Here is a 23,667-nt window from a genome sequence, read left to right on the forward strand (position 1 = left end):
TAATGAAAAAAGAGGACAGTTTCGTTGTCCTCCTACCGATTATTCCGATGTAGGTTTTTTTCGGAAAAAGATTTCAGGTTCAAAGCGGTGTAGCGGATGGGTTCGATTCTGCGCTGGTTCTGCTGAAATCCTAGGAGCCTCCTCCGGCCTTCTCGGATCCTTTGCTGCCCTTGTTAAAGACTCGGTTAACGGTCCCCACCTTTTTAACATCATCACTAGAAAAAAGATAACAAGTCCGGCAATCGCAAAGACGATCGAAGGAAAGGCATTGTTTACACCACCTACATCCAACAGGCGCCCACCTATTGTTTTTCCTCCTGCTTCCCCCAATCCATACACCACATTTGATAACGCAAAAAATAAACTGATGAGCTCTGGTTTGGAAAGTTGAGAAATCGTACTGTCTACCGTGGGCAAAATCATCATTTCCCCAATCACAAAGATGGCTCCACTAACAATAAATAGGACAAACCCATTTGAGAAAAATAACATGGATATCCCTGCCGAAACAAATAGTACGCCCACTCCTAATGCCGAGATCGGATTCATTTTTGTAATAAACCGCTTGGTGATCAAGCCTTGCAGGGTGATAACGATAAAACTGTTGACCGTCCAAATTAAAGAGATATTTTTCGGATTATCTAGTACCACCGTTGCCCGTAGTGGCAGTGCAAGTGAGAACTGTGCATAAAGTGCCCATATCAGAACGGTCACCACACTAAAAATGATAAATGGCCGATGCTTTATCGCTTCTCCATATGCTCCTAATGGCAGTGATGGACATGGAATGTCACCACAATTTTTCGGAAGTAAGAGCCAACTCACTAAAGCCAGCCCTACATAAATAGCAGCTGCGATAAAAAAGATGGTTCTTGAGGCTTCAGCTAAAAGGAAAAAAATCACAAATCCACTGGTACCTGTCCCTACATTGGCCGCAATCCCACGAAGAGAAAAGGCAGTTGTTTGGTTTCCACTTGAAGAAGCGAATGCTGCAATCGCTGCCTTCGTGGAGGGAGCATTCAATCCATTTCCAAGACCCATGATAGCTGCCGAACCAAGAAGAAACAGGTAATCGGAAAATATGCCAAAGCACATCACTCCACCTGCCGTAATCAAGGCACCCAAGCCGATGATAAAACGTCTCCCTATTCGATCCGCAAGTACTCCTCCTGTAATACTTCCAAATTGAAAAGCAATCGCTATCGTTGCTAAGATTGTCCCAATTTGTACCAAGGTTAGTTCTGTTTCAGTGGTTAGTATAATAGGAAGCATTGGCATCACAAGATAGGACCCTAAGTGGGCAAGCAATACTCCTAACAGAAGAATTTGCAACGGACGATCAAGTTTTCTGTATTCCATTAATCCCACTTTGAATACACCCTTCCAGCGTTCAACGTTTCTTTCCCTACTTTTCCCCATTACATTCTATTTATGAAAAAAGCCTGCTGCCCCGATCGTTAGGATGGGTGCAACAGGCTTTCAGGCATTAACTTTTTCAGATTTCTTCTATTCGTTCTCTTTTAAATTAACATTATTTTTTATAAACCTGGTGCATTTGTTTGTGCTGTAGTTTGAATTCTTCTTTCTTTTCCATAAAGAACGATAAATACACATGCCAAGCCTGCAGAAAGAGTATAGACCGCAATCATATGGTCATAATTGATGAACTCTGAAATAAGACCGAACAACAAATACCCTACCGTAGATCCAATCTGTGTCGTGTTCATGTAAAGAGTCGTTGCCGTACCCGGTGCTTCTGGCATAAAATCCTGAAAATACGAAATAGCAATCCCAGACGTAATGGAAACCTGTGCGGCACTTAAGATTTGCAAGGGATAGATTTGCCAAGGCTCGGTAACAAAATTAAATAAGAGAAAATACGTAAAGGCAGTAACAAATCCAATTTTCACAAGCAGTGCAACATCCATCCTTGTAGCTAGTAAACCAAGCCCAATCATCATTGGAACCTCAAAAATCGGTGGCACACTAAAAATCAAACCAACATCCATTTCCGTTCCATGAAGTACCTTCGTAACAAATTGAGGTACATTTAACATATGAATAGAAGTAGCGGTCGAAAGCAATAGTGCCGCAGCTAGATTGGCAAAAATATGCGGTTTGATGATCGATTTTTTTACCGACAATGCCTCTTGGTTCACAATTTTCTGTTTTGATACTTCCTTTAATAAAAACACAACTGTTAGAAAAGCAAGCAAGTACCCAGCAGCTACGAATAAAAACAACCCTTTGAAGTCAACCAATATTAAGAGCCATGCCCCGAGAGCAGGTCCCACTGTCCAAGCCAAGGCAAAAAACATTCGAAAGATATTCATAATAAACGGAGTATCCTCCGCTGGGATAGCAGCCTCTTTTAAAGCATCTCTTGCATATGCCCATAATTGAGGAACAGCAGCTGCTGATGCCCCTAATAGAAAGAAGGCGGTTACAGACAAAGCAAAATAATTTCGTAAGTAAGCAAATAATATATACCCAATCACTCCAGCGAAGGTTGTGAGGATCAGCAAGTATCTCCGACTAAGCTTTGTATCTGATAACTTTGCCAATGAACTGCTGATGGTTACCCCACCTAACGCCAGCACGGTCATAAAAATACCAAATGCTGCGTTACTCATTCCGACTTCATCAATTCCGAAAAGAGATGAGTAAGGAATAAAGAAGGAGGTTGAAAAACCAAGGATGGTGTTAATTAAGAATAGGACTTTTAAGGATGGAATTCTCCAAATAAATAAAACCTTTTCCTTTGTTGCCGTAATCACATTTTTTTTCATATCATCAATCCTTCTGTTGGACTATGAAGCTATAACTTTTATACAACTACATGCTTCGGTGTTTGATTATTTAATGCTAATAATAAATTATCTGTTGCTAGATGGGCCATTTGAAGTCGTGTTTTGATGCTCGCGCTCCCTATATGAGGAAGAGTCACTACATTTGGCAATGTTAATAACGGATGATTCAGCGCAACGGGTTCTTCCTCAAATACATCCAATCCAGCAGCCCAAATCTGACCTGACTGTAAAGCACTATACAAGGCATCCTCATTTACAATTCCACCGCGTGCAGTATTGATTAAAATGGCATTGCTTTTCATTAAAGCTAATTCTTTTGCTCCAATTAAATTCTTTGTATCTGGAGTATAAGGAGTCATGATACATACATAATCAGATTCCTTTAATAACTGATCCAATTCAACATACGTCATGGAGAAATTTTTTTCTAAGTCCAACTTTCGAGACCGATTATGATAGAGGATTTTCATGTCAAAGCCTTGTGCTCTTTTTACCAAAGCCGCTCCAATTCTCCCCATGCCAATAATACCTATTGTTGCCCCGTACACATCTTGACCAGTCAATTGCATAGGAGACCATGTTTGCCACTCCCCATTACTCAAATACCTCGAGGACTCTATTAATCTACGTGCGGTTGCCATTAATAATGCAAATGTTAAATCAGCGGTTGTTTCTGTTAATACTCCAGGTGTATTAGTAACTGTAATTCCTTTTAACTTTGCTGCTTCAATATCTATATTGTTATAGCCTACCGCCATATTACTGATTACCTTTAATCTTTTCGCCTTTTCCAATAGAGAGTGATCAATACTGTCGGTTAACAAGCAAAATAGACCATCTACTTCCTGTATTTCTTTTTCTAACTCATCTCTTGGTACAGCCATATCTTCTTTCTCCCACATTCGAATCACGCAATGCTCTTCTATCCTTTGAATGATCTCATCAGGGACTTTCCTTGTAATATAAACCGTCGGCTTCAATTTCCGTCTCTCCCTTCCAGAACTATCGTCTAATATTAACGGTTGTAAATTCAAACTTGTCATAACGATGTCTTGAAAACGAGTACTCAAACGGCATTCCGTTATTTAAATAAACGACCTGCTCTACTTCTAAGATGGGATCATCTTCTCGACAATCAAGATGAGTTTGATCCATTTGATTCGGTTTACAAGCTCTTATTTTTTTATGAGTACCTGCAATGGTTAGCTCTAACGTGGTTGTGATGTAGTTATATATGGATGAATGTAATATTTTTTCATTGATTCCTGGGATGATAGTGGTTGGCATATAGGTTTGCTCAATAACGTACGGTTCATTTTCCACAATCCTAAGACGGATAATATCATATATGGGTGTATCTAAATCAATGGAAAGGTGAGACGCGATTTCTTGTGTCGGAAACTTCACCTCAAATTGTAATACCTTACTTTTAATCTCTTGCCCTTTTCCTTTTAACAAATGCGACAATCCTAGCGTGTCATTTCCAACAACATTCACTTTATTTTTTTGAATAGCTGACTTAACGATAAATGTCCCGTGACCACGCTTTCTATATAAATACCCTTCCATTACTAAAATATCTAACGCTCGTTTCATCGTCATCCGGCTGCAACCGAACTGTTTAGCTAACGATATCTCATCAGGAATCGGCTGATCGGTTGGATAATATTCATCTAACAGTCTTTTTCTCATTTCATCTGATATTTGTTGATATTTAATCATTCTGTTCACCGCCATATCTTCTCTTACATGTTTCCTAGAAAAAATGGCCCATGCGACCACCTTTACCTCTATCACTATAATTATAAACATATACCGATAAATGTATATACAATTATTCTTAGAAGAAGTACTTCTTCATCGTTCACTTATTTCCACTTTCCTAATCACTTTCATTATCTGTTTTAAAACACGAAAAAACTCGCATCACCAACAGGGAAGCGAGTTGAAATCTTAATTTAATACCTCATGGTTTTAAACCTTTTCAGGTGTACCCAGTTTCGGTTGTTTCGGTGAGCGTTTCACCCAAATCATTGTGGTCATCAATGTGAACAATAATAATATTAACCCTAATACAAATGGATAAATGATATTCACATCATAAAGTAGCCCAGCAAGCGTTGGCCCAAGAATATTCCCGATACTCATATACGCATTGTTCATCCCCATGGCAAAACCTTGTTCATGTCCAGCAAGCTTTGAAATAAGGGTGTTTAACACAGGGCGTAGAATAGATGTTGCTAAGAAAATGATTAAAGTAATACCAAAGAACAGCACATAACTTGAAGCAAAGATGGATAACAGAAATCCTACTGTAGCAACTCCTAAAAAGATATTTAGGACTTTCTCTTCCCCAAGGTTTACCACTAATCGATCAACCACAAACAATTGAACAATGGTACTGATGATTCCTGTCGCTGTTATCATCAAGGCAATTTCTTGAGGAGTAGCACCGAACTCATTATCAACAAACAATCCTAGTACGGATTCATAAGCCATTAACCCAAAGCTCATTACAAGGGTAATCACTAAAGGAATAAAATAAGGCATTTTCACTGATCGAACAAGCTTCTTCACCATCGACTCATCATCATAATGAACTCCTTCTGCTTGTTCCTGTTGGCTTTCTTTTAAAACAATGATTGAAAATATAACTGCTACTAGCGAAACAATCGCTGAGATTAGGAACGGTACTTTTAATCCGTAATCTGTTAAAAAGCCACCGATCCCCGGTCCAATTACAATTCCAAGTGACATAGCAGCTGAGATCAAACTGTTTCCTTTGGCACGCTGCTCCATCGTTGTAATGTCTGCCACATAAGCAAATATAGCAGGTACAAGGAGGGCTGCCCCAATTCCACCAATTACCCGTGAAAAATATAACCACCAAATGGTGTCAACAGCATAAAAAATAAACATTGATGCCGTTAATCCTACTAGTCCATAAATAATCATTTTTCTTCGACCGTATTGATCCGTCCATTTTCCGGCAATCGGTGAGAAAATAAGCTGTGCTCCAGCAAAAATCGCTATCATTAGACCGGCTGCTGTTCCTCCCTGTCCAATCGATTGCAAATATGCAGGTAAAATCGGGATTATAATACCGAAGCTCCCAATGGCTATAAACATATTAATCATAAGGACAATTAATTTTTTCCTTTGTTCTGCGCTCACGTGCGCACCTCCATCCCCCTGCGAGAAATAGGTAAACCTTTTATCACTCGCCTCAAATACACCTAAGTATACCACCAAACATTCTTTAAGATGTACGATAAAAACCTACTTTACTAAAATTTAACCAAAAAAACTGTAAACATTCGCGCTGTTTACAGTTTTCAAAAGCATATTTATTTAAGTTAGTTTACCAATTACTTGTTCTTACGAATTTTTTCGACCTCATCAGCAACAAACTGCACTTGTGTTCCGACGATGACCTGAATACTGTTTTGCCCAACAATATTGATTCCTGGAATGCCAGTTGATTTGATTTTCGCTTGGTCAACAGCTCCCATATCCTTTACCTCTACGCGGAGACGAGTGACGCAATTGTCTACAGACGTGACGTTAACATCTCCACCTAAACCTTCATAAATCACAGCTGCCATTTGTGCGAACTTGTCACGACCAGTTGAAGCAGCTTCTCCTGATTCCTCTGTTTCTTCTTCACGACCAGGAGTCATTAAATTGAACTTTTTAATTAGGAAACGGAACAAGAAATAATAAATAACGGCAAATAATAAACCTTGCACAAGAAGCATATATGGTTGGTTAGCGAGTGGCAATCTTGAACTTAAAACAAAGTCTACGAAACCTGCACTAAAGCCAAATCCAGCTGTCCAGTGGAAAAAGGCTGCCACTGCTAAAGAAATTCCTGTTAACACGGCGTGAACGACATATAACATGGGTGCCACGAACATGAAGGCAAATTCTAACGGTTCTGTTACCCCCGTAAAGAATGAAGCAAATCCTGCCGCAAGCATTAAGGAAGCCACTTGCTTTTTACGAGCCGTTTTTGCTGAATGATACATGGCAAGTGCTGCTGCCGGTAAACCAAACATCATGACAGGGAAGAAACCAGCTTGGTACATACCTGTTGTTCCTTTTGTTCCATTTCCAGACCAGAAGTTACCGATATCGTTAATGCCAGCTACATCAAACCAGAATACAGAATTGAGTGCGTGGTGTAACCCTGTTGGAATTAATAAACGGTTAAAGAATCCATACAACCCTGCTCCGATAAAATCAAGCTTACTGAATGCTGTACCAAATGAAACCAATCCAGTGAATATAACTGGCCATGCAAAGAAAAGAACTAATGATACCACTAACATAGACACAGCCGTCATAATTGGTACGAGACGTTTTCCACTAAAAAAGGCAAGGGCATCTGGCAGCTTTACATGACTAAAACGATTGTATGCGAATGCTGCGACTAACCCTGATAAAATACCAATAAATTGATTGCCAATTTTTCCAAATGCCGCATTTACATCTTCTGGATCAATCCCTTGAAGCATTGCTACAGCGTTCGTTGAAAGTAAGGTGGTAACCACCAAATACGCAACGAGACCACTTAGGGCTGCAGATCCATCTTTATCCTTGGACATTCCTAGGGCAACTCCGACCGCGAAGAGAATCGCCATATTATCAATAATGGATCCTCCTGCTTTAATCAGGAACGCCGCGACTGGACTACCTGCTCCCCAGCCAGATGGATCTATCCAATAACCAATCCCCATCAGAATGGCTGCTGCTGGTAAAACGGCCACAGGAAGCATAAGTGAACGACCAATTTTTTGTAAATACTTCATCACCATTTCGTTTCCCTCCTCTTTCTCCTCAAAAAGTTATTTATATAAGTTTGTTACTAACATAGGGATTCTTTCTTTGTAGCGATCAACTAATTGTTGATTATGGGAACCCGCATTGTTGGCATTATTGCTCAAAAACACGGGTGGTTCTTTCCCCTCTTCAAGCATCAGCTGAATGGTTTCAGCCATGATCGCATTCACGATCGTCATACCGATAATAGAAGAACCGGAGCTAAACCCACTTGCACTCTTAGGATGCTGCAAAAGGGTGTCTCCAATCTCTATGTGATTATCAATAATCAAATGAGCCATCTCAAACAAGTACTTTCCACTTTCATGCCTAGAAGCTTGTGTTTCCGCATAACGAGGGGAAGTAATTGCAATGACATACGCGCCCCTCTCTCTGGCAATTTCAGCCACTTCAATCGGAACGGGATTTCTTCCAGAAGTAGAAGCCACAATGACGATATCACCTGCTAGAATATTGCTAGAAGATAGATGTTCTTTTGCTAGACCACTCTTTTTTTCAAGGTTGGATGATTCAACCGCTCCTCTATGCAACATCAAATCCTCTATGAGAATCGGACTGATCGGTGCGAGTCCACCAGCACGGTAAAAGAGCTCTTCTGCGAGCATATGGGAGTGTCCAGAACCGAACACATGAATGATGCCACCATTTTGTATACAACGAACAATCTCATGAGCCGCTTCCCTCATTTTCCCCTGTTCCTCATTTTCGACCTCATCGAGTAAGTCTCTCAATTTTTGAAAATACTCTTTCATCATGTTCTCCCACCTCCCCTTCTATCTCTTCATGTCGATCATAAACTTGTAGCGATCGGCACGGTAAGAGGACTTTACCACTTCAATAGGCGTTTCATCTTCAAGGTATGTGTTTCTCTGAATCAGCATAATTGGTGCACCTTCTTTAATGCTTAAAAACTCTGATTCAATTTGATTCGCCACCGATGATTCAATGATTTGTCTTGCATGATCTATTCGGAAGCCTAACGTACCCTCGATATACTCATACAATGATCGATTCACAATCTCTTTTGTCAGGCCCTTTACCTTGTCTACGGATATATAGGTAGTTTCAAGCGCCATTGGCACTTGGTCAGCGAGACGGATTCGTTTGATTTCGTACACAGGACTACTTTCATCAATCGCTAGAGATTTTGCGATACGAACAGGTGCTGGAATGACTTCGAAATTGATAAGCTGACTACCTGGTTCCAAGCCCCTGGCTCTCATATCTTCGGTAAAGCTTGTTAGCCCTTGTAAACCTTGTTCTACCTTTCTTTCTGCAACAAAGGTCCCCTTCCCCTGGAGTCGATATAAGTACCCGTCATTCACTAGCTTTGTGAATGCTTGGCGAACGGTCATTCGACTAATTTGGTAGGTCTCCGCATATTCCCGCTCCGGCGGAAGGGAATCACCAGGCTTCAAATCTCCTTTTTCAATTTGATCCTTTATCAGCTCCTCCAGCTGATAATAGATGGGAATAGGCGAGTTTTTATTAATCATACGTAACTTCCTTTTTCTTTAAATTCCCAATGGCAGCTTCATCCGCCATAATAGTGACAGAAGGATGTTGCTTTAAAATGGAAGCTGGAAACTCCTCGGTCAAATCTCCCGTTAATAGCTTGGCTAACGCATCATGCTTATGCTCACCTGACACTAGTAAAAGAATTTCCTTGCTCTTCATGATTGAAGCAATTCCCATGGTGACAGCCTTTTTCGGGACGTCCTCCATTTTTTCAAAATAAATGGAGTTTGCTTCTCTCGTTGACTCGGCTAACTCCACCACATGCGTATGCGACCCAAAAGAAGCACCCGGCTCATTAAAACCAATATGACCGTTTGATCCGATTCCTAATAACTGAAGGTCGATTCCGCCTTTTGCTAGAATTTGCTGGTCGTAGTTTTGACACTCTTGCTCAAGATCTACCGCCGTTCCGTTTGGCACAAAGGTATTTTCCAGATCAATATCAATATGGTTAAAAAAATGATCATTCATATAAAAACGGTAGCTATTTGGATTCTGTCCTGTTAACCCAATATATTCGTCCAAGTTAAAGCTGACAACTTGTTTGTAAGATGTATTTCCATGCTTATAATCCTCAATCAGCTTTTCATACGTCCCTAGAGGTGTTCCCCCTGTTGCTAATCCAAGCCTAATGTTTGGATTACCTTGAACCTTTTTACTGATATAGCTTGCAGCTAGTTCACACATATGCTCATAGTTTTTTACATCAATTAGTTTCATCATCTATTCCTTTCTCTGGAATGCAAAGGATCCACGGCAAACTGTCAATTCCACTTCCAGGTTTCCATCTAAAATAACCAAGTCGGCATCCTTTCCAACAGTAATGCTTCCTTTTCTGTCGTATACGTTTAATTGCTTGGCAGGGTTAATCGATGCCATATGCACAACATCCTCAAGCGTACAATTTGTGTATTTAATCATATTTTTCACAGCACGTTTGGTTTCTAATATACTGCCTGCAAGCGTTCCATCTGAAAGCGTCGCCATTTCATTGTTCACATACACGTCTTGACCACCGAGTTCGTACACGCCATTTTTCAGGCACTTTGCTCTCATCGAATCTGTGATTAAGATTAGACCATCCTTTTTCTTTTGCTGAAATGCAAAACGGACCATTTCTGGGTGAACATGAATACCATCCACAATCAACTCAGCCTTTAACTCTTCTAATAAAAGTGCAGCACCGGCTACACCAGGCTCCCGATGATGCAACCCTCTCATTTGATTAAAAAGATGGGTAGCATGAGTGGAACCTGCTTCTACTGCTTGCTTTACTTCTTCAAAGGTTGCATCTGAATGACCAATAGAGGCAATAATATGTTGGTCACTTAAATATTTGATAAGCTCCAATCCACCAGGAAGCTCGGACGCAAGGGTAACAAGCTTTATCGTATCTCTTGAAAGGGTTTGCCATTTTTGAAACAGCTCGGTATTTGGATGCATCATATGTTCCATTGGCTGCGCTCCCGCTTTATCAGGATTCACAAATGGCCCTTCGAGATGGATACCTAGAATCTCTGCTTGGGGTGTTGCTTGATTTTTTCTGATATATTTACCAGCGGCTTCTATGGCACTCTCAATTTTTTCATGAGACTGTGTCATGGTTGTGGCCAAGAAGCTTGTTGTTCCTTCACGTGGAAGAGAATTTGCCATCGTATATAAGGCATCCTCGGTAGCATCCATTACATCCGCACCGTTGGCTCCGTGAATATGCACATCGATAAAGCCAGGCAGAAGATTAAAGTGAGGAGGAAGTTCAATCACTTCAAATCCACTTTCGTCAGGTAGCATCTCGAGTGATCCTACTTCTACTATTTTCTGATTACAAGTCTTAATATAACCGCTTTCAATAATTCCCTTTTCTGAAAAAACTCTCATCCCTTTTAATAAAAGGGGTGAACGAGAAGAACTCATCCTCTCTACCTTCTTTCTTTTGTGACCTTTTTGCATGATTATCATATCACTCTATACATATAGTTGTCTAGACCAATTTTTATACCAAATAAAAACAGCTGCCGATTTCTCAGCAGCTCTATTTTTTTATACGCGATGACTCATTGGGAGTGAGAATAAATAAATATTGATGATCGCTAGTAACAACATTAATCCATAGTAAGGCAACATAGCTTTAAAACTAGCCTTTTTCCCCATCTTGTATGCCGTGTAAGAAGATCCTACTAATCCGATAGTAATGATGAAATATTGGAGCATTTGTACTGTCGATGTCGAGGCCAAACTTAACTCGCTACTTGTAACCTCATTCCCGAGAAGGGCAAGTGAATTAAACCAGATCGCTTTTCCTTCTGTGATGATATGAAACAAATTATGTCCAAGATGTCCGGCAAGATCAAGTGGAATAAAAGCATAACCAAAAAGGATAAAATTTTTCTTTATCGTATTCGGCATCCCTAGCAAGGTTGCTAGCTTGGCTGCACCTAATAATAGTAGAATCGGAAGCGCCATTGAGATAATGAAGGCAATCGTAAAATTGACAACATAATTAGAGGTACCCGTTACAATAGATATGGTTTCGAGAATTTGTCCCCATATTTCAAGCATCGTAATGTTCTGTACAAAGACAATCCCCATGATAACAGCTGCCAGTGAGGCATGCTCAAGCTTTGGATTTTTGAGACTCCAAAGCTCTTTTGTTGGAACACGTACCTGTAACTTGATGGAATCATTCGGGCAATTTTTCACACAGTTTCCACAAATATTGCATTCCGCACTCGAATCCATTGTTCGAACGAACTGAAACATCGGACACCCTTCCGCTTGTTCACTCCCTTTAAAGCAGCTTTGCGTCTTGCACGTTCTACAAATTTCCGCTGTTCCTCTTAGTTCTAACACCCCTGCTCGAGAGTAATTTCCAGCTAATCCTCCTAGAAAGCAAAGCGTTTTACAAAACGTTCTTCTCTCATAAAAAACGGATGTGACAACCACCATTGTGACGAGTAATAGCAGCAAATACCCTGATCCACGAGGTGACTCCACAATTCCCCAAACATGATCGCTATACGTAATGGCAATGAAGAATAAGTCGATCAACCATATCCCATATTTTCGTAAAAACTTCGGCATGGGCCTCTCACTACCTACCATTTTTCGAATGATATCACTCAGTTTTCCAAATGGACAGATGGCGCACCAAAATCGACCCATGGCTATAAATAAGATCGGAATAATCGGCCACCATAACACCCACGTCATCGTTGTTCCAAAGTTACGATGTGGATTCACCGTCCCTGCCACTAACTCAAACACGATAACAGAGAAGAAAACTAACACCATCCATTGAAATATGCCTGGATACCATTTGCTTTTGATAAACTTCTTTATGATCGGAATCGACAATAAGTCGAAAGATGACTTTTTACTAGTTAATGCCATGATTGTTTCCTCTCTTTCTAACCTTGTTCCAAATACCAATTAGAAGGAAGCTGGCATTTACTGATGCAAAACTCGATAATACGATGTAGTTAGGACCGCTCTCTTCTCCGGTGAACGTACCGTGTGCACCCTCTTCGTTATGGGAGTTGGAGTCATCATGGGTATCTAGTTGATTTGAAGAGTCTTCAGGTTTGTGGGAATCATGAGAGTTATGAGAGTCCGTTACTTCCACTTCGGTGTCTAAATGATCATGCTCGTTAGAAGAGAAGTCCTTTAAGTAGTTATCTGATTCTTGTTCCTCCCCTTCATGTGCAAGTGCCGCTGAATGGTTGGTGAAAAAAAATAGGAACAGTATGACTGTAAGAGCGAGTTTCCATTTTTTCATATAGAATGTTACCTCCGATAGTATTGAATGAGTACTTAGCTAAAATGTAATCGGAGGATATGCAGAATTTATGAGAATGTTTGTAGAATTTGAGAACAGTAGATATGGTTTATCACTCTGGTTTCGACAACAATTACCGCACATAAGAAAAGGAGCCCTAACAAAGTAGGAGCTCCTAGCAATCTAATTATATTTTTTCATAGATGAGAGTTGAGTAGCGCGTACAGATTTGAATGAGTGGCCCAATCATCAACATAATAATCACAGTTCCTAAACCAATCGGACCACCAACAATCCACGCAAAAGCTAAGCCAATCCCCTCTAAAATCGTTCGAGATACATTTAGCGTAATATGAAATCGCTCACTTATAATAAGCATCGTGCCATCATATGGCATGGTTGGAAATTTAGAGGTCAAGTAGATTCCGATTCCAATTCCCGTAAGAACGATTCCAGCTAGGAAGGCACCCCATTGCATGGTCCATACAGCCTCATCAAGTTGGACATTCTTTAAAGTAACACCCATTTGAAAATCAATAATTATTCCCCATAAAAATACCGTAATCACTGATTCAAACTGTATTCGTTTCTTTGCTAAGATGGAATTAAACACTAAATAAAAGGCCTGGATAAGCATAACCCAAATTCCAACGGTAAGGCCTAATTTATTCACAATACCTACAAAAAATGCGTCCCAAGGCCCTGCCCCTACACCGGACTTAATAATTAAACCTACTCCTAAACACGCAATCACTAACCCCATAAAAAAGAAGGATGTTTTCTTTAACATCACAATGTTCCTCCATAACCTACTCTCATCCGTTCTTCTCCGGTGTAGAAAGAGGTAAATTAATTTTTTCCATAGGAAAAGCTCTGGAACGATATGCCCCAGAGCATTTCATATCGTGCTTTTATGCTTCAACTTTCTTGAAGAATTGTGGTAAATGCTCTTTGTGAGCTTCTAACATTTCATCAACGATTTGCTTAGCAAGCTTATCAGATTGCACAAGCGGGTTAATCGTTAATGCAAGAACGGCTTTCTTGTAGTCTCCTGTTACTGCTGCTTCTGCTGCCACTCTTTCGAAAGACTTGATTTGTTGTACAAGTCCTCTTACTGCTACTGGAAGATCTCCTACAGCGATTGGCTTAGGACCTTCTTTTGTAATGATACAGTTTACTTCTACAGCTGAGTCATCTTCAATGCTAGCGATCGCTCCGTTGTTACGAGTGTTTACTGGTTGGATATCACGCTTGTCATTATAGATTGAGTTGATTAAGTTACATGCAGCATCACTATAGTATGCTCCTCCACGCTTTTCTAATTGTGGTGGCTTGATGTCTAGGTTAGGATCTTTGTAAAGCTCGAATAGATCTTTTTCAAGAGCTTGAACTACTTCTGCACGTGTACCTTCTGCTGCTGCTTTTTCATGTTCTTCTTCAAGCATTTCACCTGTTTTGTAGTAATAACGGTGGTATCCACATGGAATAACCCCTACACCCTTGATGAAGTCAGGCTCCCATGATAGACCTGAAATGTTCTTCATTGTCATTGCATTTTCTGGATCAGCCATTGCTTCAATTACTTGATCCATTACACTTACACCGTCAAGGTATACATTTAGTCCATACACCATGTGGTTTAGACCAGCAAAGTCAACATGTACGCGCTCAGGCTCAACTTTCAATGCTTTTGCAATTCCCATTCTCATACCGATTGGAACATTACATAATCCAACTACTTTTTTAATATTGCTGTGGCGTAGAACAGCTTCTGTTACCATACCAGCTGGATTTGTGAAGTTGATTAACCATGCGTTCGGGCAAAGCTCTTCAATATCCTTACAAATATCAAGGATGATAGGAATCGTACGAAGACCTTTGAATAGTCCACCAGGACCGTTTGTTTCTTGACCAATTACGTTATACTTTAAAGGAATTCTTTCGTCTTTCGCACGAGCGTCAAGTAGACCTACACGGAATTGAGTCGTTACGAAATCTGCACCTTTTAAAGCTTCTCTTCTATCTAGAGTAAGATGAATTTCCATTGGAACACCTGCTTTAGCAACCATACGCTTAGCAAGATTTCCTACGATTTCTAACTTTTCTTTCCCAGCTTCTATATCAACTAACCAAAGTTCTCTAACCGGTAGCTCTTCATATCTTTTAATAAATCCTTCGATTAATTCTGGAGTGTAACTTGAACCTCCGCCAATTGTGACGATCTTAATACCTTTACTCATTGTTCATCCTCCTAATAAGTACTGATTAACTAACACCTATTTTAGAGGGGAATTGAACTTTTGGATATAGTTTTGGAAGCGTTTGATTTGTTTCACATGAAAAGGCATTTGTTCCATAAAAATAACACTGTGTTTCTCTGTTAGTGTATAATAATAAAAGTGAAAAAAAGCGGGAACATGTAAGGGAGAGAAGGCTTTGTTTACGAATGAAGTAATTGCAACATTCAACGAACTAGAGATGCTACTTTACAACTACATAACACAAAATAAAGAGAAAGTGGTCTACATGCGAATCCGCGATCTCGCTGATGAAACCCATGTATCCACCTCAACGATCATGCGTTTTTGCAGGAAATTAAATTGCGAAGGGTTTTCCGAGTTTAAAGTAAAACTCAAGCTATTAATTGATGAAAAAAACGAGCCAAGCATAAAAAGCAGCCAGCATGTATTAGCAGAGTTTTTTGAACGAACGCAAAATGAAAAATTCACTTCGAAATTAGAAGAAGCTGCAGAGGTAATTGCCGAAGCCGATAGTGTTATTTTTATCGGGATAGGTAGTTCAGGGATTCTTGCCGAGTACGGAGCAAGATATTTTTCAAGCTTAGGTAAGTTCTCTATGTACATTAAAGATCCATTTATGCCAATTCATGCAAACTTGAATAATAGCATCACTATTGCCCTTTCTGTTTCAGGTGAAGGGAACTACACCATTTCTCATATCCACCAGTTAAAAGAAAAAGGAAGCAAAATAATAAGTATTACCAACAATCGTCAATCCACAATCGCGAAATTAGCAGATGTCAATATTTCTTATTATGTCTCTGAAGAATTTGTAGATCACTCAAATGTAACCACACAAATTCCCGTAATCTATATATTAGAAGAAACTGCTCGACTCGTATATGAGTTGGGAAGGAAGAAGCACTACAATGAAACCCCTCCTATGCAGTGATTAGAGGCTTAAATACTTAATAGAGAAGACGTTCGGAGGGAAAGCTCTGAGCGTTTTTTCTGTTAAACTAAGAATAGCAAATAATGTTAAGAACCAAAAACAATCAACTTGGAATTATATTCCGGTTAATCAAGAGACGGTTAATGCATAAAAAACCGTAGAGACATCCTCTACAGTTCTTATCATTTCATTAAACTAATTAGATAGCTAGAAGACGTTAGGTCCAAACAATCGTAATTGTGAAGCTCCCTTTTTACGAACCTGTTCACGGGGATTTGAATGATCATTTATGGTTTTTCTTTTCTTACTGCCACCATCAGTAAGCTCCTCCAATTTTTTTACTGCTGTATCAAATTCTAATTGGGACAGTTTTTTTGTTGCAAGAAGGGAACATAATACGGCGTAAGCAATTGGCCTTGTATCTACCTCTATATTCACATGTACATCGACATCCGAATTACCACTATGTCCAATGCTAGCCTGATTACTATCTAAATCGGAACTCCCATTATTACGAAACTGGTAGACATTCTTCTTGCTATTCCGTTCCGGATTTTCAATCATTGTCTACCCTCCTTTGTAAAAAATAGACTCTCGGCATTCGCCGAGTTAGATGGTACAAGGATTTTCTTGTACCATTTTTATTTGATTCCTCCTACTTTTAGTAGGGGGATGTTTCACGTTTTATAAGAAGAATTGGAAATTCCTCAGTGAAATTTTGTTGATTTTTTTGTCGAAAATACTTGACTTTTTGAAAACACCACAATAATCGCCGGCGAAGGGATTTATTTCCTTATAAACCGTGAATTGGGGTGTTGAGGTGAAGCCAACTGTCGTTAGTCATGAAGATTACCAAAACTTCGTTTTAGAACAATTAAGAAAGCATTACTCTGGTAACGTCCTTACTATTGTAAATAATGATTGGCCCATTATTTACAAGTTATGGATCACTGACCTTTCTCAGATTACCTCGTGGCTTCGGAGCTCTTATTCGAATAAAGGTCCGGAGCCTCGTGATCCGTCTTCTATGATGCGCTCTTACCTTTTGCTTCTTTTGGCTAAACCAACTCTCAGTATTACTGAATGGGTTGATGAATTGTATCGAGTGCCTTTCTATGCCATCATGAGTGGCTTTGAACCGGGGAAAGTTCCTGGTATAGGGACTTTCTACGATTTTTTCCACCGTTTATGGGGAAGGGATAACGCTAATATAAAACCCAATATCAAACCGAAACGCCAAAAAAAGAAAAAGAAGAAACCCAAGAAAGGCGAAAAAGCGTCCCCATCAAGTCCAGGTATAGTTAGAAAGTTAATCGATCGTTTTTTTCGTTATGATGCTAAGAAAAAAGTGCTGCCAAGCGATCGATTATTTGAATTATTTCAATCTCAATTTCTCCATGTATCAGCGAACCTAGGCTTACTCGGAGACTTGGACGCTCTAGGGGTTGTCGGAGACGGTACCCCGATTGAAACGGCTAGATTTCCAAGAAGCAAGCGTACTTGTGAATGCAGTGCCCAAGGACTAACGAATTGTAACCATCCTCGTCATTATTCCCAACCTGACATCGACTCAGGGTGGGACAGTTCACGGGAACGCTACTTCAACGGATACCATCTCTACATGTTATCCACTAGCGACAGTCGATACGACCTACCCTTGTATCCAAGACTTCAACCAGCTTCCCGGCATGATTCTGTCAGTCTTGTTGCCAGTTCTATTGAATTTTCGCAACGCACTACCTTGGGCACAATTGGTAAGATTCTCTTGGATGCTGCTCATGATGCGGAACCTATTTATGAATTGCTAGATCATTATAATATCGAGCCTTTCATTGATCTGAATGTTCGAACCAAGAAAAATTTCAGCACTGAAAGCGATATACAAATATCTCCCGAAGGGACACCAATTTGTTCTGCAGGGTTAAAAATGAAGCCCAATGGTTTTGATAAATCCAAAAACCGGCAGAAATGGAGATGTCCACTCGCATGCGGCACAAAAATTACTTGTGAGAATCCCTGTTCTAAAGCTAAATACGGTCGAACATTTCATACATTCCGGAAGGACAACCTTCGGTTGTTTACTAAGACTCCGAGAACGTCTGAAAAGTGGAAGCTAACTTATAAGCGTCGTACATCTGTAGAACGGTCGAACAAACGTGAAAAGGTTGATTATCATTTAGAATTAGGTCGTCATCGTTCCACGAAAATGTGGTACATTCGGACTTATGCCATTATGATGTGCCAACATATTGATGCTTGGTACGACGTTAAAAAAGAAAAGCTGAATCTCGAAAATGTCATTTTTAAAAAGTCTGCTTAATCATTTTTAAAAATTTTATAAGCAAGGCTTATTTGGTATGCATTTTTTTGAAAAAGGAAATGAAAAAAAGGAATTTTCATCGAATCGAAGCTAATTTCCAGTTATTTTTTTACAAATCCCATAAAAATGACTTAGTTATTCCGAGAGTCTATAAAATAGACAAGATTGGCGTTTCCAATCTTGTCGTATTTTACAATTAATCTTGTTCTACATCCTGTTCAACATCTTGATTGTTGTCTTGATCTTGATCTTGTTCTGAATCTGCATTCGCTCTTGAACGTGAGCGAACACGCGCATTAGAATCAGAGTCAACGTCAATGTTCAGATCAATTCTTGCATTTCCTGAATTATTGATTTTAGCAATGTTCGTATTTTTATCCACATTTTGTACATCATTTTCGTTTTGTACATCTGTTCTTAATTCATTATCGATGTCAGAATCAAATTCTACATTTGAATTAGATCTGCTTTCGCTGTCAGAACGACTTTTACTTTTACTGTTACTATTCGCCCCCCTGTTTTCTTCATTGTTTCTCCCACGTCCTGGAAACCAAACATTACCCATTACAAATTCCTCCTTATAGTTTTCTCATGATTAATATATTAATTAATCTCAAAGTTGCATGGACAAGCATCATAGGACAAGCGTGGAAAAAAACTGATTTGAAGTATTTTTTGTTTAATAATTAGATAAATAAGTTGAGATGGAGGATAAACAGAGCCAGAACTACCCAAAATTATCATGTGTTTACATCTGGTACCTTTTTTCTAGACATCTAATTGAGTAATACTAAATTTATGTAATATAATATTCTTATATCTATTTTAAAAAGAGGGTGAAAATGATAACGTATCTATTATTAATTATCGGTTTTGCATTATTGATCAAAGGGGCAGACTTCTTTGTTGATGGTGCATCAAAAATCGCACAGGCACTTCACGTTTCTCCTTTATTAATTGGTCTAACTATTGTCGCATTTGGAACAAGCTCACCGGAAGCGACCGTGAGTATTGTTGCAGCCCTTGAGGAAAATGCTGGAGTGGCTATTGGGAACGTAGTCGGAAGTAATATTTTCAACATTACTTTTGTTGTAGGCTTAACCGCACTTTTGTCTCCATTAAAAGTTGAAAGTGAAACCATTCGGAAAGAAATTCCCTTTACTTTATTAGCAAGTACTTCCCTTTTAATCTTAATAAGTGATATCAGTCTTCAATCGTTAAGCTCTAATTTTATTACAAGAGGGGACGGATTTATCTTCTTACTTTTCTTCGCTATCTTCTTGTACTATATCTTTGAGGTGGCTAGACATAGTCGAGATAAAATAAAGCAAGAAAGTGCAGCAGTTGAGGAACCTTCTTGGGGAAAGAACATTTTATTTACACTCGGAGGACTAGCAGCCATTATTTTTGGTGGTGATTTAACGGTTAACAGTTCAACTAAAATTGCTTACTCCTTTGGGATGAGTGAAACATTAGTTGGATTAACTATCGTTGCAGTTGGAACATCATTACCGGAACTTATTACTTCTGTAACAGCAGCCTTAAAAAAACAAAGCGAAATTGCACTTGGAAACATTGTTGGAAGTAATATCTTTAACATCCTATTTGTTCTCGGAGCTGCATCAGTTATTTCTCCGTTAGCAGTTGATCCAAAAATCGTTGTTGATGTAGTACTTATGATCATCTTAACAGTAGTACTTCTTATTTTCTCAAGGTCCAACTCTCGAATTGGAAAAATTGAAGGAATCATTCTAGCTGCTGCTTATATCATATATATGATTTTTATCATTTTAAGGAATTAAATGTGTTTTCTTATATATGACAAAAGAGAGTAGTCAAAATGACTACTCTCTTTTGTCAGGTGCCTGGCGACGTCCTACTCTCACAGAGGGAAACCCTCAACTACCATTGGCGCTGAAAAGCTTAACTTCCGTGTTCGGTATGGGAACGGGTGTGACCTTTTCGCTATCGCCACCAGACTATTTAATTGAAGGTTGTTCCTTCAAAACTAGATAAAGAGTCAAAGTCAAAAATTCGAGTATCTACTTCGCGGAAAACGAGCTCCAACGGCTAGGGACTCGGGGTCATAAGCTAAAGCCCTTCAGAGGTCAGGACCTCTTACGGTCTTCATCTTATGCCTGTCGTCCCTGACCAAGCCGTTTCCGCATCTTGGTTAAGTCCTCGATCGATTAGTATCAGTCAGCTCCACACGTCACCGCGCTTCCACCTCTGACCTATCAACCTGATCATCTTTCAGGGATCTTACTAGCTTACGCTATGGGAAATCTCATCTTGAGGGGGGCTTCATGCTTAGATGCTTTCAGCACTTATCCCTTCCGCACATAGCTACCCAGCGATGCCTTTGGCAAGACAACTGGTACACCAGCGGTGCGTCCATCCCGGTCCTCTCGTACTAAGGACAGCTCCTCTCAAATTTCCTACGCCCACGACGGATAGGGACCGAACTGTCTCACGACGTTCTGAACCCAGCTCGCGTACCGCTTTAATGGGCGAACAGCCCAACCCTTGGGACCGACTACAGCCCCAGGATGCGATGAGCCGACATCGAGGTGCCAAACCTCCCCGTCGATGTGGACTCTTGGGGGAGATAAGCCTGTTATCCCCGGGGTAGCTTTTATCCGTTGAGCGATGGCCCTTCCATGCGGAACCACCGGATCACTAAGCCCGACTTTCGTCCCTGCTCGACTTGTAGGTCTCGCAGTCAAGCTCCCTTGTGCCTTTACACTCTACGAATGATTTCCAACCATTCTGAGGGAACCTTTGGGCGCCTCCGTTACTTTTTAGGAGGCGACCGCCCCAGTCAAACTGCCCACCTGACACTGTCTCCCACCCCGATTTAGGGGTGAGGGTTAGAATTTCAATACAGCCAGAGTAGTATCCCACCGACGCCTCCACCGAAGCTAGCGCTCCGGCTTCTCAGGCTCCTACCTATCCTGTACAAGCTGTACCAAAATTCAATATCAGGCTACAGTAAAGCTCCACGGGGTCTTTCCGTCCTGTCGCGGGTAACCTGCATCTTCACAGGTACTATAATTTCACCGAGTCTCTCGTTGAGACAGTGCCCAGATCGTTACGCCTTTCGTGCGGGTCGGAACTTACCCGACAAGGAATTTCGCTACCTTAGGACCGTTATAGTTACGGCCGCCGTTTACTGGGGCTTCGATTCAGAGCTTCGCGTGAGCTAACCCCTCCTCTTAACCTTCCAGCACCGGGCAGGCGTCAGCCCCTATACTTCGCCTTGCGGCTTCGCAGAGACCTGTGTTTTTGCTAAACAGTCGCCTGGGCCTATTCACTGCGGCTCTTCTGGGCTATTCACCCTGAAGAGCACCCCTTCTCCCGAAGTTACGGGGTCATTTTGCCGAGTTCCTTAACGAGAGTTCTCTCGCTCACCTTAGGATTCTCTCCTCGCCTACCTGTGTCGGTTTGCGGTACGGGCACCTGTTACCTCGCTAGAGGCTTTTCTTGGCAGTGTGGAATCAGGAACTTCGGTACTATATTTCCCTCGCCATCACAGCTCGAGCCTTTTGATCACGGGATTTGCCTCGTGATCAGCCTAACTGCTTGGACGCGCATATCCAACAGCGCGCTTACCCTATCCTCCTGCGTCCCCCCATCACTCAAACGGTAATTTGGTGGTACAGGAATATCAACCTGTTGTCCATCGCCTACGCCTTTCGGCCTCGGCTTAGGTCCCGACTAACCCTGAGCGGACGAGCCTTCCTCAGGAAACCTTAGGCATTCGGTGGATGGGATTCTCACCCATCTTTCGCTACTCATACCGGCATTCTCACTTCTAAGCGCTCCACCAGTCCTTACGGTCTAGCTTCAACGCCCTTAGAACGCTCTCCTACCACTGACATCTAAGATGTCAATCCACAGCTTCGGTGATACGTTTAGCCCCGTTACATTTTCGGCGCGGAGTCACTCGACCAGTGAGCTATTACGCACTCTTTAAATGGTGGCTGCTTCTAAGCCAACATCCTGGTTGTCTAAGCAACTCCACATCCTTTGCCACTTAACGTATACTTTGGGACCTTAGCTGGTGGTCTGGGCTGTTTCCCTTTCGACTACGGATCTTATCACTCGCAGTCTGACTCCCATGGATAAGTCTTTGGCATTCGGAGTTTGTCTGAATTCGGTAACCCGATGAGGGCCCCTAGTCCAAACAGTGCTCTACCTCCAAGACTCTTACTACATGAGGCTAGCCCTAAAGCTATTTCGGAGAGAACCAGCTATCTCCAAGTTCGATTGGAATTTCTCCGCTACCCACACCTCATCCCCGCACTTTTCAACGTGCGTGGGTTCGGGCCTCCATCCAGTGTTACCTGGACTTCACCCTGGACATGGGTAGATCACCTGGTTTCGGGTCTACGACCACATACTAAAGCGCCCTATTCAGACTCGCTTTCGCTACGGCTCCGTCTTATCAACTTAACCTCGCATGTAATCGTAACTCGCCGGTTCATTCTACAAAAGGCACGCTATCACCCGGTATTTATCCAAAGGAAAAATACACAGGGCTCTAACTACTTGTAGGCACACGGTTTCAGGATCTCTTTCACTCCCCTTCCGGGGTGCTTTTCACCTTTCCCTCACGGTACTGGTTCACTATCGGTCACTAGGTAGTATTTAGCCTTGGGAGATGGTCCTCCCTGCTTCCGACGGAATTTCACGTGTTCCGCCGTACTCAGGATCCACTCAAGAGGGAACGAAGTTTCAACTACAGGGTTGTTACCTTCTATGACTGACCTTTCCAGATCGATTCGTCTACTTCATTCCTTTGTAACTCCGTATAGAGTGTCCTACAACCCCAAGAGGCAAGCCTCTTGGTTTGGGCTAATCCCGTTTCGCTCGCCGCTACTCAGGGAATCGCGTTTGCTTTCTATTCCTCCGGGTACTTAGATGTTTCAGTTCCCCGGGTCTGCCTTCAATACCCTATGTATTCAGGTAAAGATTCTATCCCATTACGGATAGAGGGTTTCCCCATTCGGAAATCTCCGGATCAAAGCTTACTTACAGCTCCCCGAAGCATATCGGTGTTAGTACCGTCCTTCATCGGCTCCTAGTGCCAAGGCATCCACCGTGCGCCCTTTCTAACTTAACCTATGGTTAATTTGTTTCTACTCATTTAAGAGAGAAAACCTAAAATGGCGATACTCGATTTCTTTCTTGACTTTTTTACTTTATCT

Annotated in this window: 19 protein-coding genes and 2 rRNA genes; 3 read left to right on the top strand and 18 right to left on the bottom strand. The window is 41.0% G+C overall.

Annotated elements, in window-relative coordinates:
• Positions 1-39 precede the first annotated feature (39 nt).
• From MKX65_RS20485 to MKX65_RS20550, 14 genes are all read right to left on the bottom strand, one after another.
• Positions 40-1,359, bottom strand: a complete 1,320-nt coding sequence (locus tag MKX65_RS20485) for an MFS transporter (protein ID WP_340905328.1) — start codon at positions 1,357-1,359, stop codon at positions 40-42.
• A gap of 179 nt (positions 1,360-1,538) precedes the next feature.
• The gene (locus MKX65_RS20490) at positions 1,539-2,789 is read right to left on the bottom strand and encodes a sugar efflux transporter (RefSeq protein WP_340905329.1); all 1,251 of its coding nucleotides are present in this window, start codon (positions 2,787-2,789) and stop codon (positions 1,539-1,541) included.
• A 38-nt stretch (positions 2,790-2,827) separates the two neighbouring features.
• The gene (locus MKX65_RS20495) at positions 2,828-3,790 is read right to left on the bottom strand and encodes a 2-hydroxyacid dehydrogenase (protein ID WP_340905331.1); all 963 of its coding nucleotides are present in this window, start codon (positions 3,788-3,790) and stop codon (positions 2,828-2,830) included.
• Positions 3,791-3,812: 22 nt separating this feature from the next.
• Positions 3,813-4,532, bottom strand: coding sequence for a UTRA domain-containing protein (locus MKX65_RS20500; protein WP_160549561.1), 720 nt, complete (start codon positions 4,530-4,532; stop codon positions 3,813-3,815).
• 252 nt (positions 4,533-4,784) lie between these two features.
• Positions 4,785-5,984 (bottom strand): MFS transporter, encoded by a 1,200-nt coding sequence (locus tag MKX65_RS20505; protein ID WP_340905333.1) that lies wholly within the window; start codon positions 5,982-5,984, stop codon positions 4,785-4,787.
• Between the two features lie 194 nt (positions 5,985-6,178).
• Positions 6,179-7,624 carry an N-acetylglucosamine-specific PTS transporter subunit IIBC gene (gene nagE / locus MKX65_RS20510; RefSeq protein ID WP_340906345.1) on the bottom strand — a complete coding sequence of 482 codons (1,446 nt, stop codon included), beginning with the start codon at positions 7,622-7,624 and terminating at the stop codon, positions 6,179-6,181.
• Between the two features lie 33 nt (positions 7,625-7,657).
• Positions 7,658-8,407 (bottom strand): SIS domain-containing protein, encoded by a 750-nt coding sequence (locus MKX65_RS20515; protein WP_340905334.1) that lies wholly within the window; start codon positions 8,405-8,407, stop codon positions 7,658-7,660.
• A gap of 18 nt (positions 8,408-8,425) precedes the next feature.
• Positions 8,426-9,148, bottom strand: coding sequence for a GntR family transcriptional regulator (locus MKX65_RS20520; protein ID WP_340905336.1), 723 nt, complete (start codon positions 9,146-9,148; stop codon positions 8,426-8,428).
• Positions 9,141-9,890, bottom strand: a complete 750-nt coding sequence (nagB, locus tag MKX65_RS20525) for a glucosamine-6-phosphate deaminase (RefSeq protein ID WP_160549565.1) — start codon at positions 9,888-9,890, stop codon at positions 9,141-9,143. Before nagB ends, MKX65_RS20520 begins: the two co-directional genes overlap by 8 nt.
• Positions 9,891-9,893: 3 nt before the next feature.
• Complete coding sequence (gene nagA, locus MKX65_RS20530) at positions 9,894-11,084, bottom strand: N-acetylglucosamine-6-phosphate deacetylase (protein WP_340905337.1); 1,191 nt, start codon at positions 11,082-11,084, stop codon at positions 9,894-9,896.
• A gap of 126 nt (positions 11,085-11,210) precedes the next feature.
• Positions 11,211-12,560: a 4Fe-4S binding protein gene (locus tag MKX65_RS20535; protein ID WP_160549556.1), complete on the bottom strand. Its 1,350-nt coding sequence runs from the start codon at positions 12,558-12,560 to the stop codon at positions 11,211-11,213.
• Entirely contained in the window at positions 12,547-12,945 is a 399-nt protein-coding gene (locus tag MKX65_RS20540; protein ID WP_160549555.1) for a hypothetical protein, read from the bottom strand. Before MKX65_RS20540 ends, MKX65_RS20535 begins: the two co-directional genes overlap by 14 nt.
• 187 nt (positions 12,946-13,132) lie before the next feature.
• Complete coding sequence (locus tag MKX65_RS20545; protein ID WP_340905338.1) at positions 13,133-13,735, bottom strand: YczE/YyaS/YitT family protein; 603 nt, start codon at positions 13,733-13,735, stop codon at positions 13,133-13,135.
• A 121-nt stretch (positions 13,736-13,856) separates the two neighbouring features.
• Positions 13,857-15,185: a 6-phospho-beta-glucosidase gene (locus tag MKX65_RS20550; protein ID WP_340905340.1), complete on the bottom strand. Its 1,329-nt coding sequence runs from the start codon at positions 15,183-15,185 to the stop codon at positions 13,857-13,859.
• A 196-nt stretch (positions 15,186-15,381) separates the two neighbouring features.
• Between MKX65_RS20550 and MKX65_RS20555 the strand changes: the two genes are divergently transcribed.
• Entirely contained in the window at positions 15,382-16,137 is a 756-nt protein-coding gene (locus MKX65_RS20555) for a MurR/RpiR family transcriptional regulator (protein WP_340905341.1), read from the top strand.
• Between the two features lie 207 nt (positions 16,138-16,344).
• On the opposite strand, the gene MKX65_RS20560 is transcribed toward MKX65_RS20555, so the two are convergent.
• The gene (locus MKX65_RS20560; RefSeq protein WP_340905342.1) at positions 16,345-16,701 is read right to left on the bottom strand and encodes a hypothetical protein; all 357 of its coding nucleotides are present in this window, start codon (positions 16,699-16,701) and stop codon (positions 16,345-16,347) included.
• A gap of 256 nt (positions 16,702-16,957) precedes the next feature.
• Between MKX65_RS20560 and MKX65_RS20565 the strand changes: the two genes are divergently transcribed.
• The gene (locus MKX65_RS20565) at positions 16,958-18,457 is read left to right on the top strand and encodes a transposase (protein ID WP_340902990.1); all 1,500 of its coding nucleotides are present in this window, start codon (positions 16,958-16,960) and stop codon (positions 18,455-18,457) included.
• A 196-nt stretch (positions 18,458-18,653) separates the two neighbouring features.
• Here MKX65_RS20565 and MKX65_RS20570 read toward each other — a convergent pair whose 3' ends face one another.
• Positions 18,654-19,022, bottom strand: a complete 369-nt coding sequence (locus MKX65_RS20570) for a hypothetical protein (RefSeq protein WP_340905343.1) — start codon at positions 19,020-19,022, stop codon at positions 18,654-18,656.
• A gap of 280 nt (positions 19,023-19,302) precedes the next feature.
• On the opposite strand from MKX65_RS20570, the gene MKX65_RS20575 reads away from it, so the two are divergent.
• Positions 19,303-20,259, top strand: a complete 957-nt coding sequence (locus MKX65_RS20575; protein WP_340906347.1) for a calcium/sodium antiporter — start codon at positions 19,303-19,305, stop codon at positions 20,257-20,259.
• Between the two features lie 61 nt (positions 20,260-20,320).
• Here MKX65_RS20575 and rrf read toward each other — a convergent pair.
• A 5S ribosomal RNA gene (gene rrf / locus MKX65_RS20580) occupies positions 20,321-20,436 on the bottom strand.
• 190 nt (positions 20,437-20,626) lie between these two features.
• Positions 20,627-23,582, bottom strand: a 23S ribosomal RNA gene (locus tag MKX65_RS20585).
• Between the last annotated feature and the right edge of the window lie 85 nt (positions 23,583-23,667).

Origin of the sequence: Robertmurraya sp. FSL R5-0851 (assembly GCF_038002965.1) — a bacterium.
In the GTDB taxonomy this organism is placed as follows: domain Bacteria; phylum Bacillota; class Bacilli; order Bacillales; family Cytobacillaceae; genus Robertmurraya_A; species Robertmurraya_A beringensis.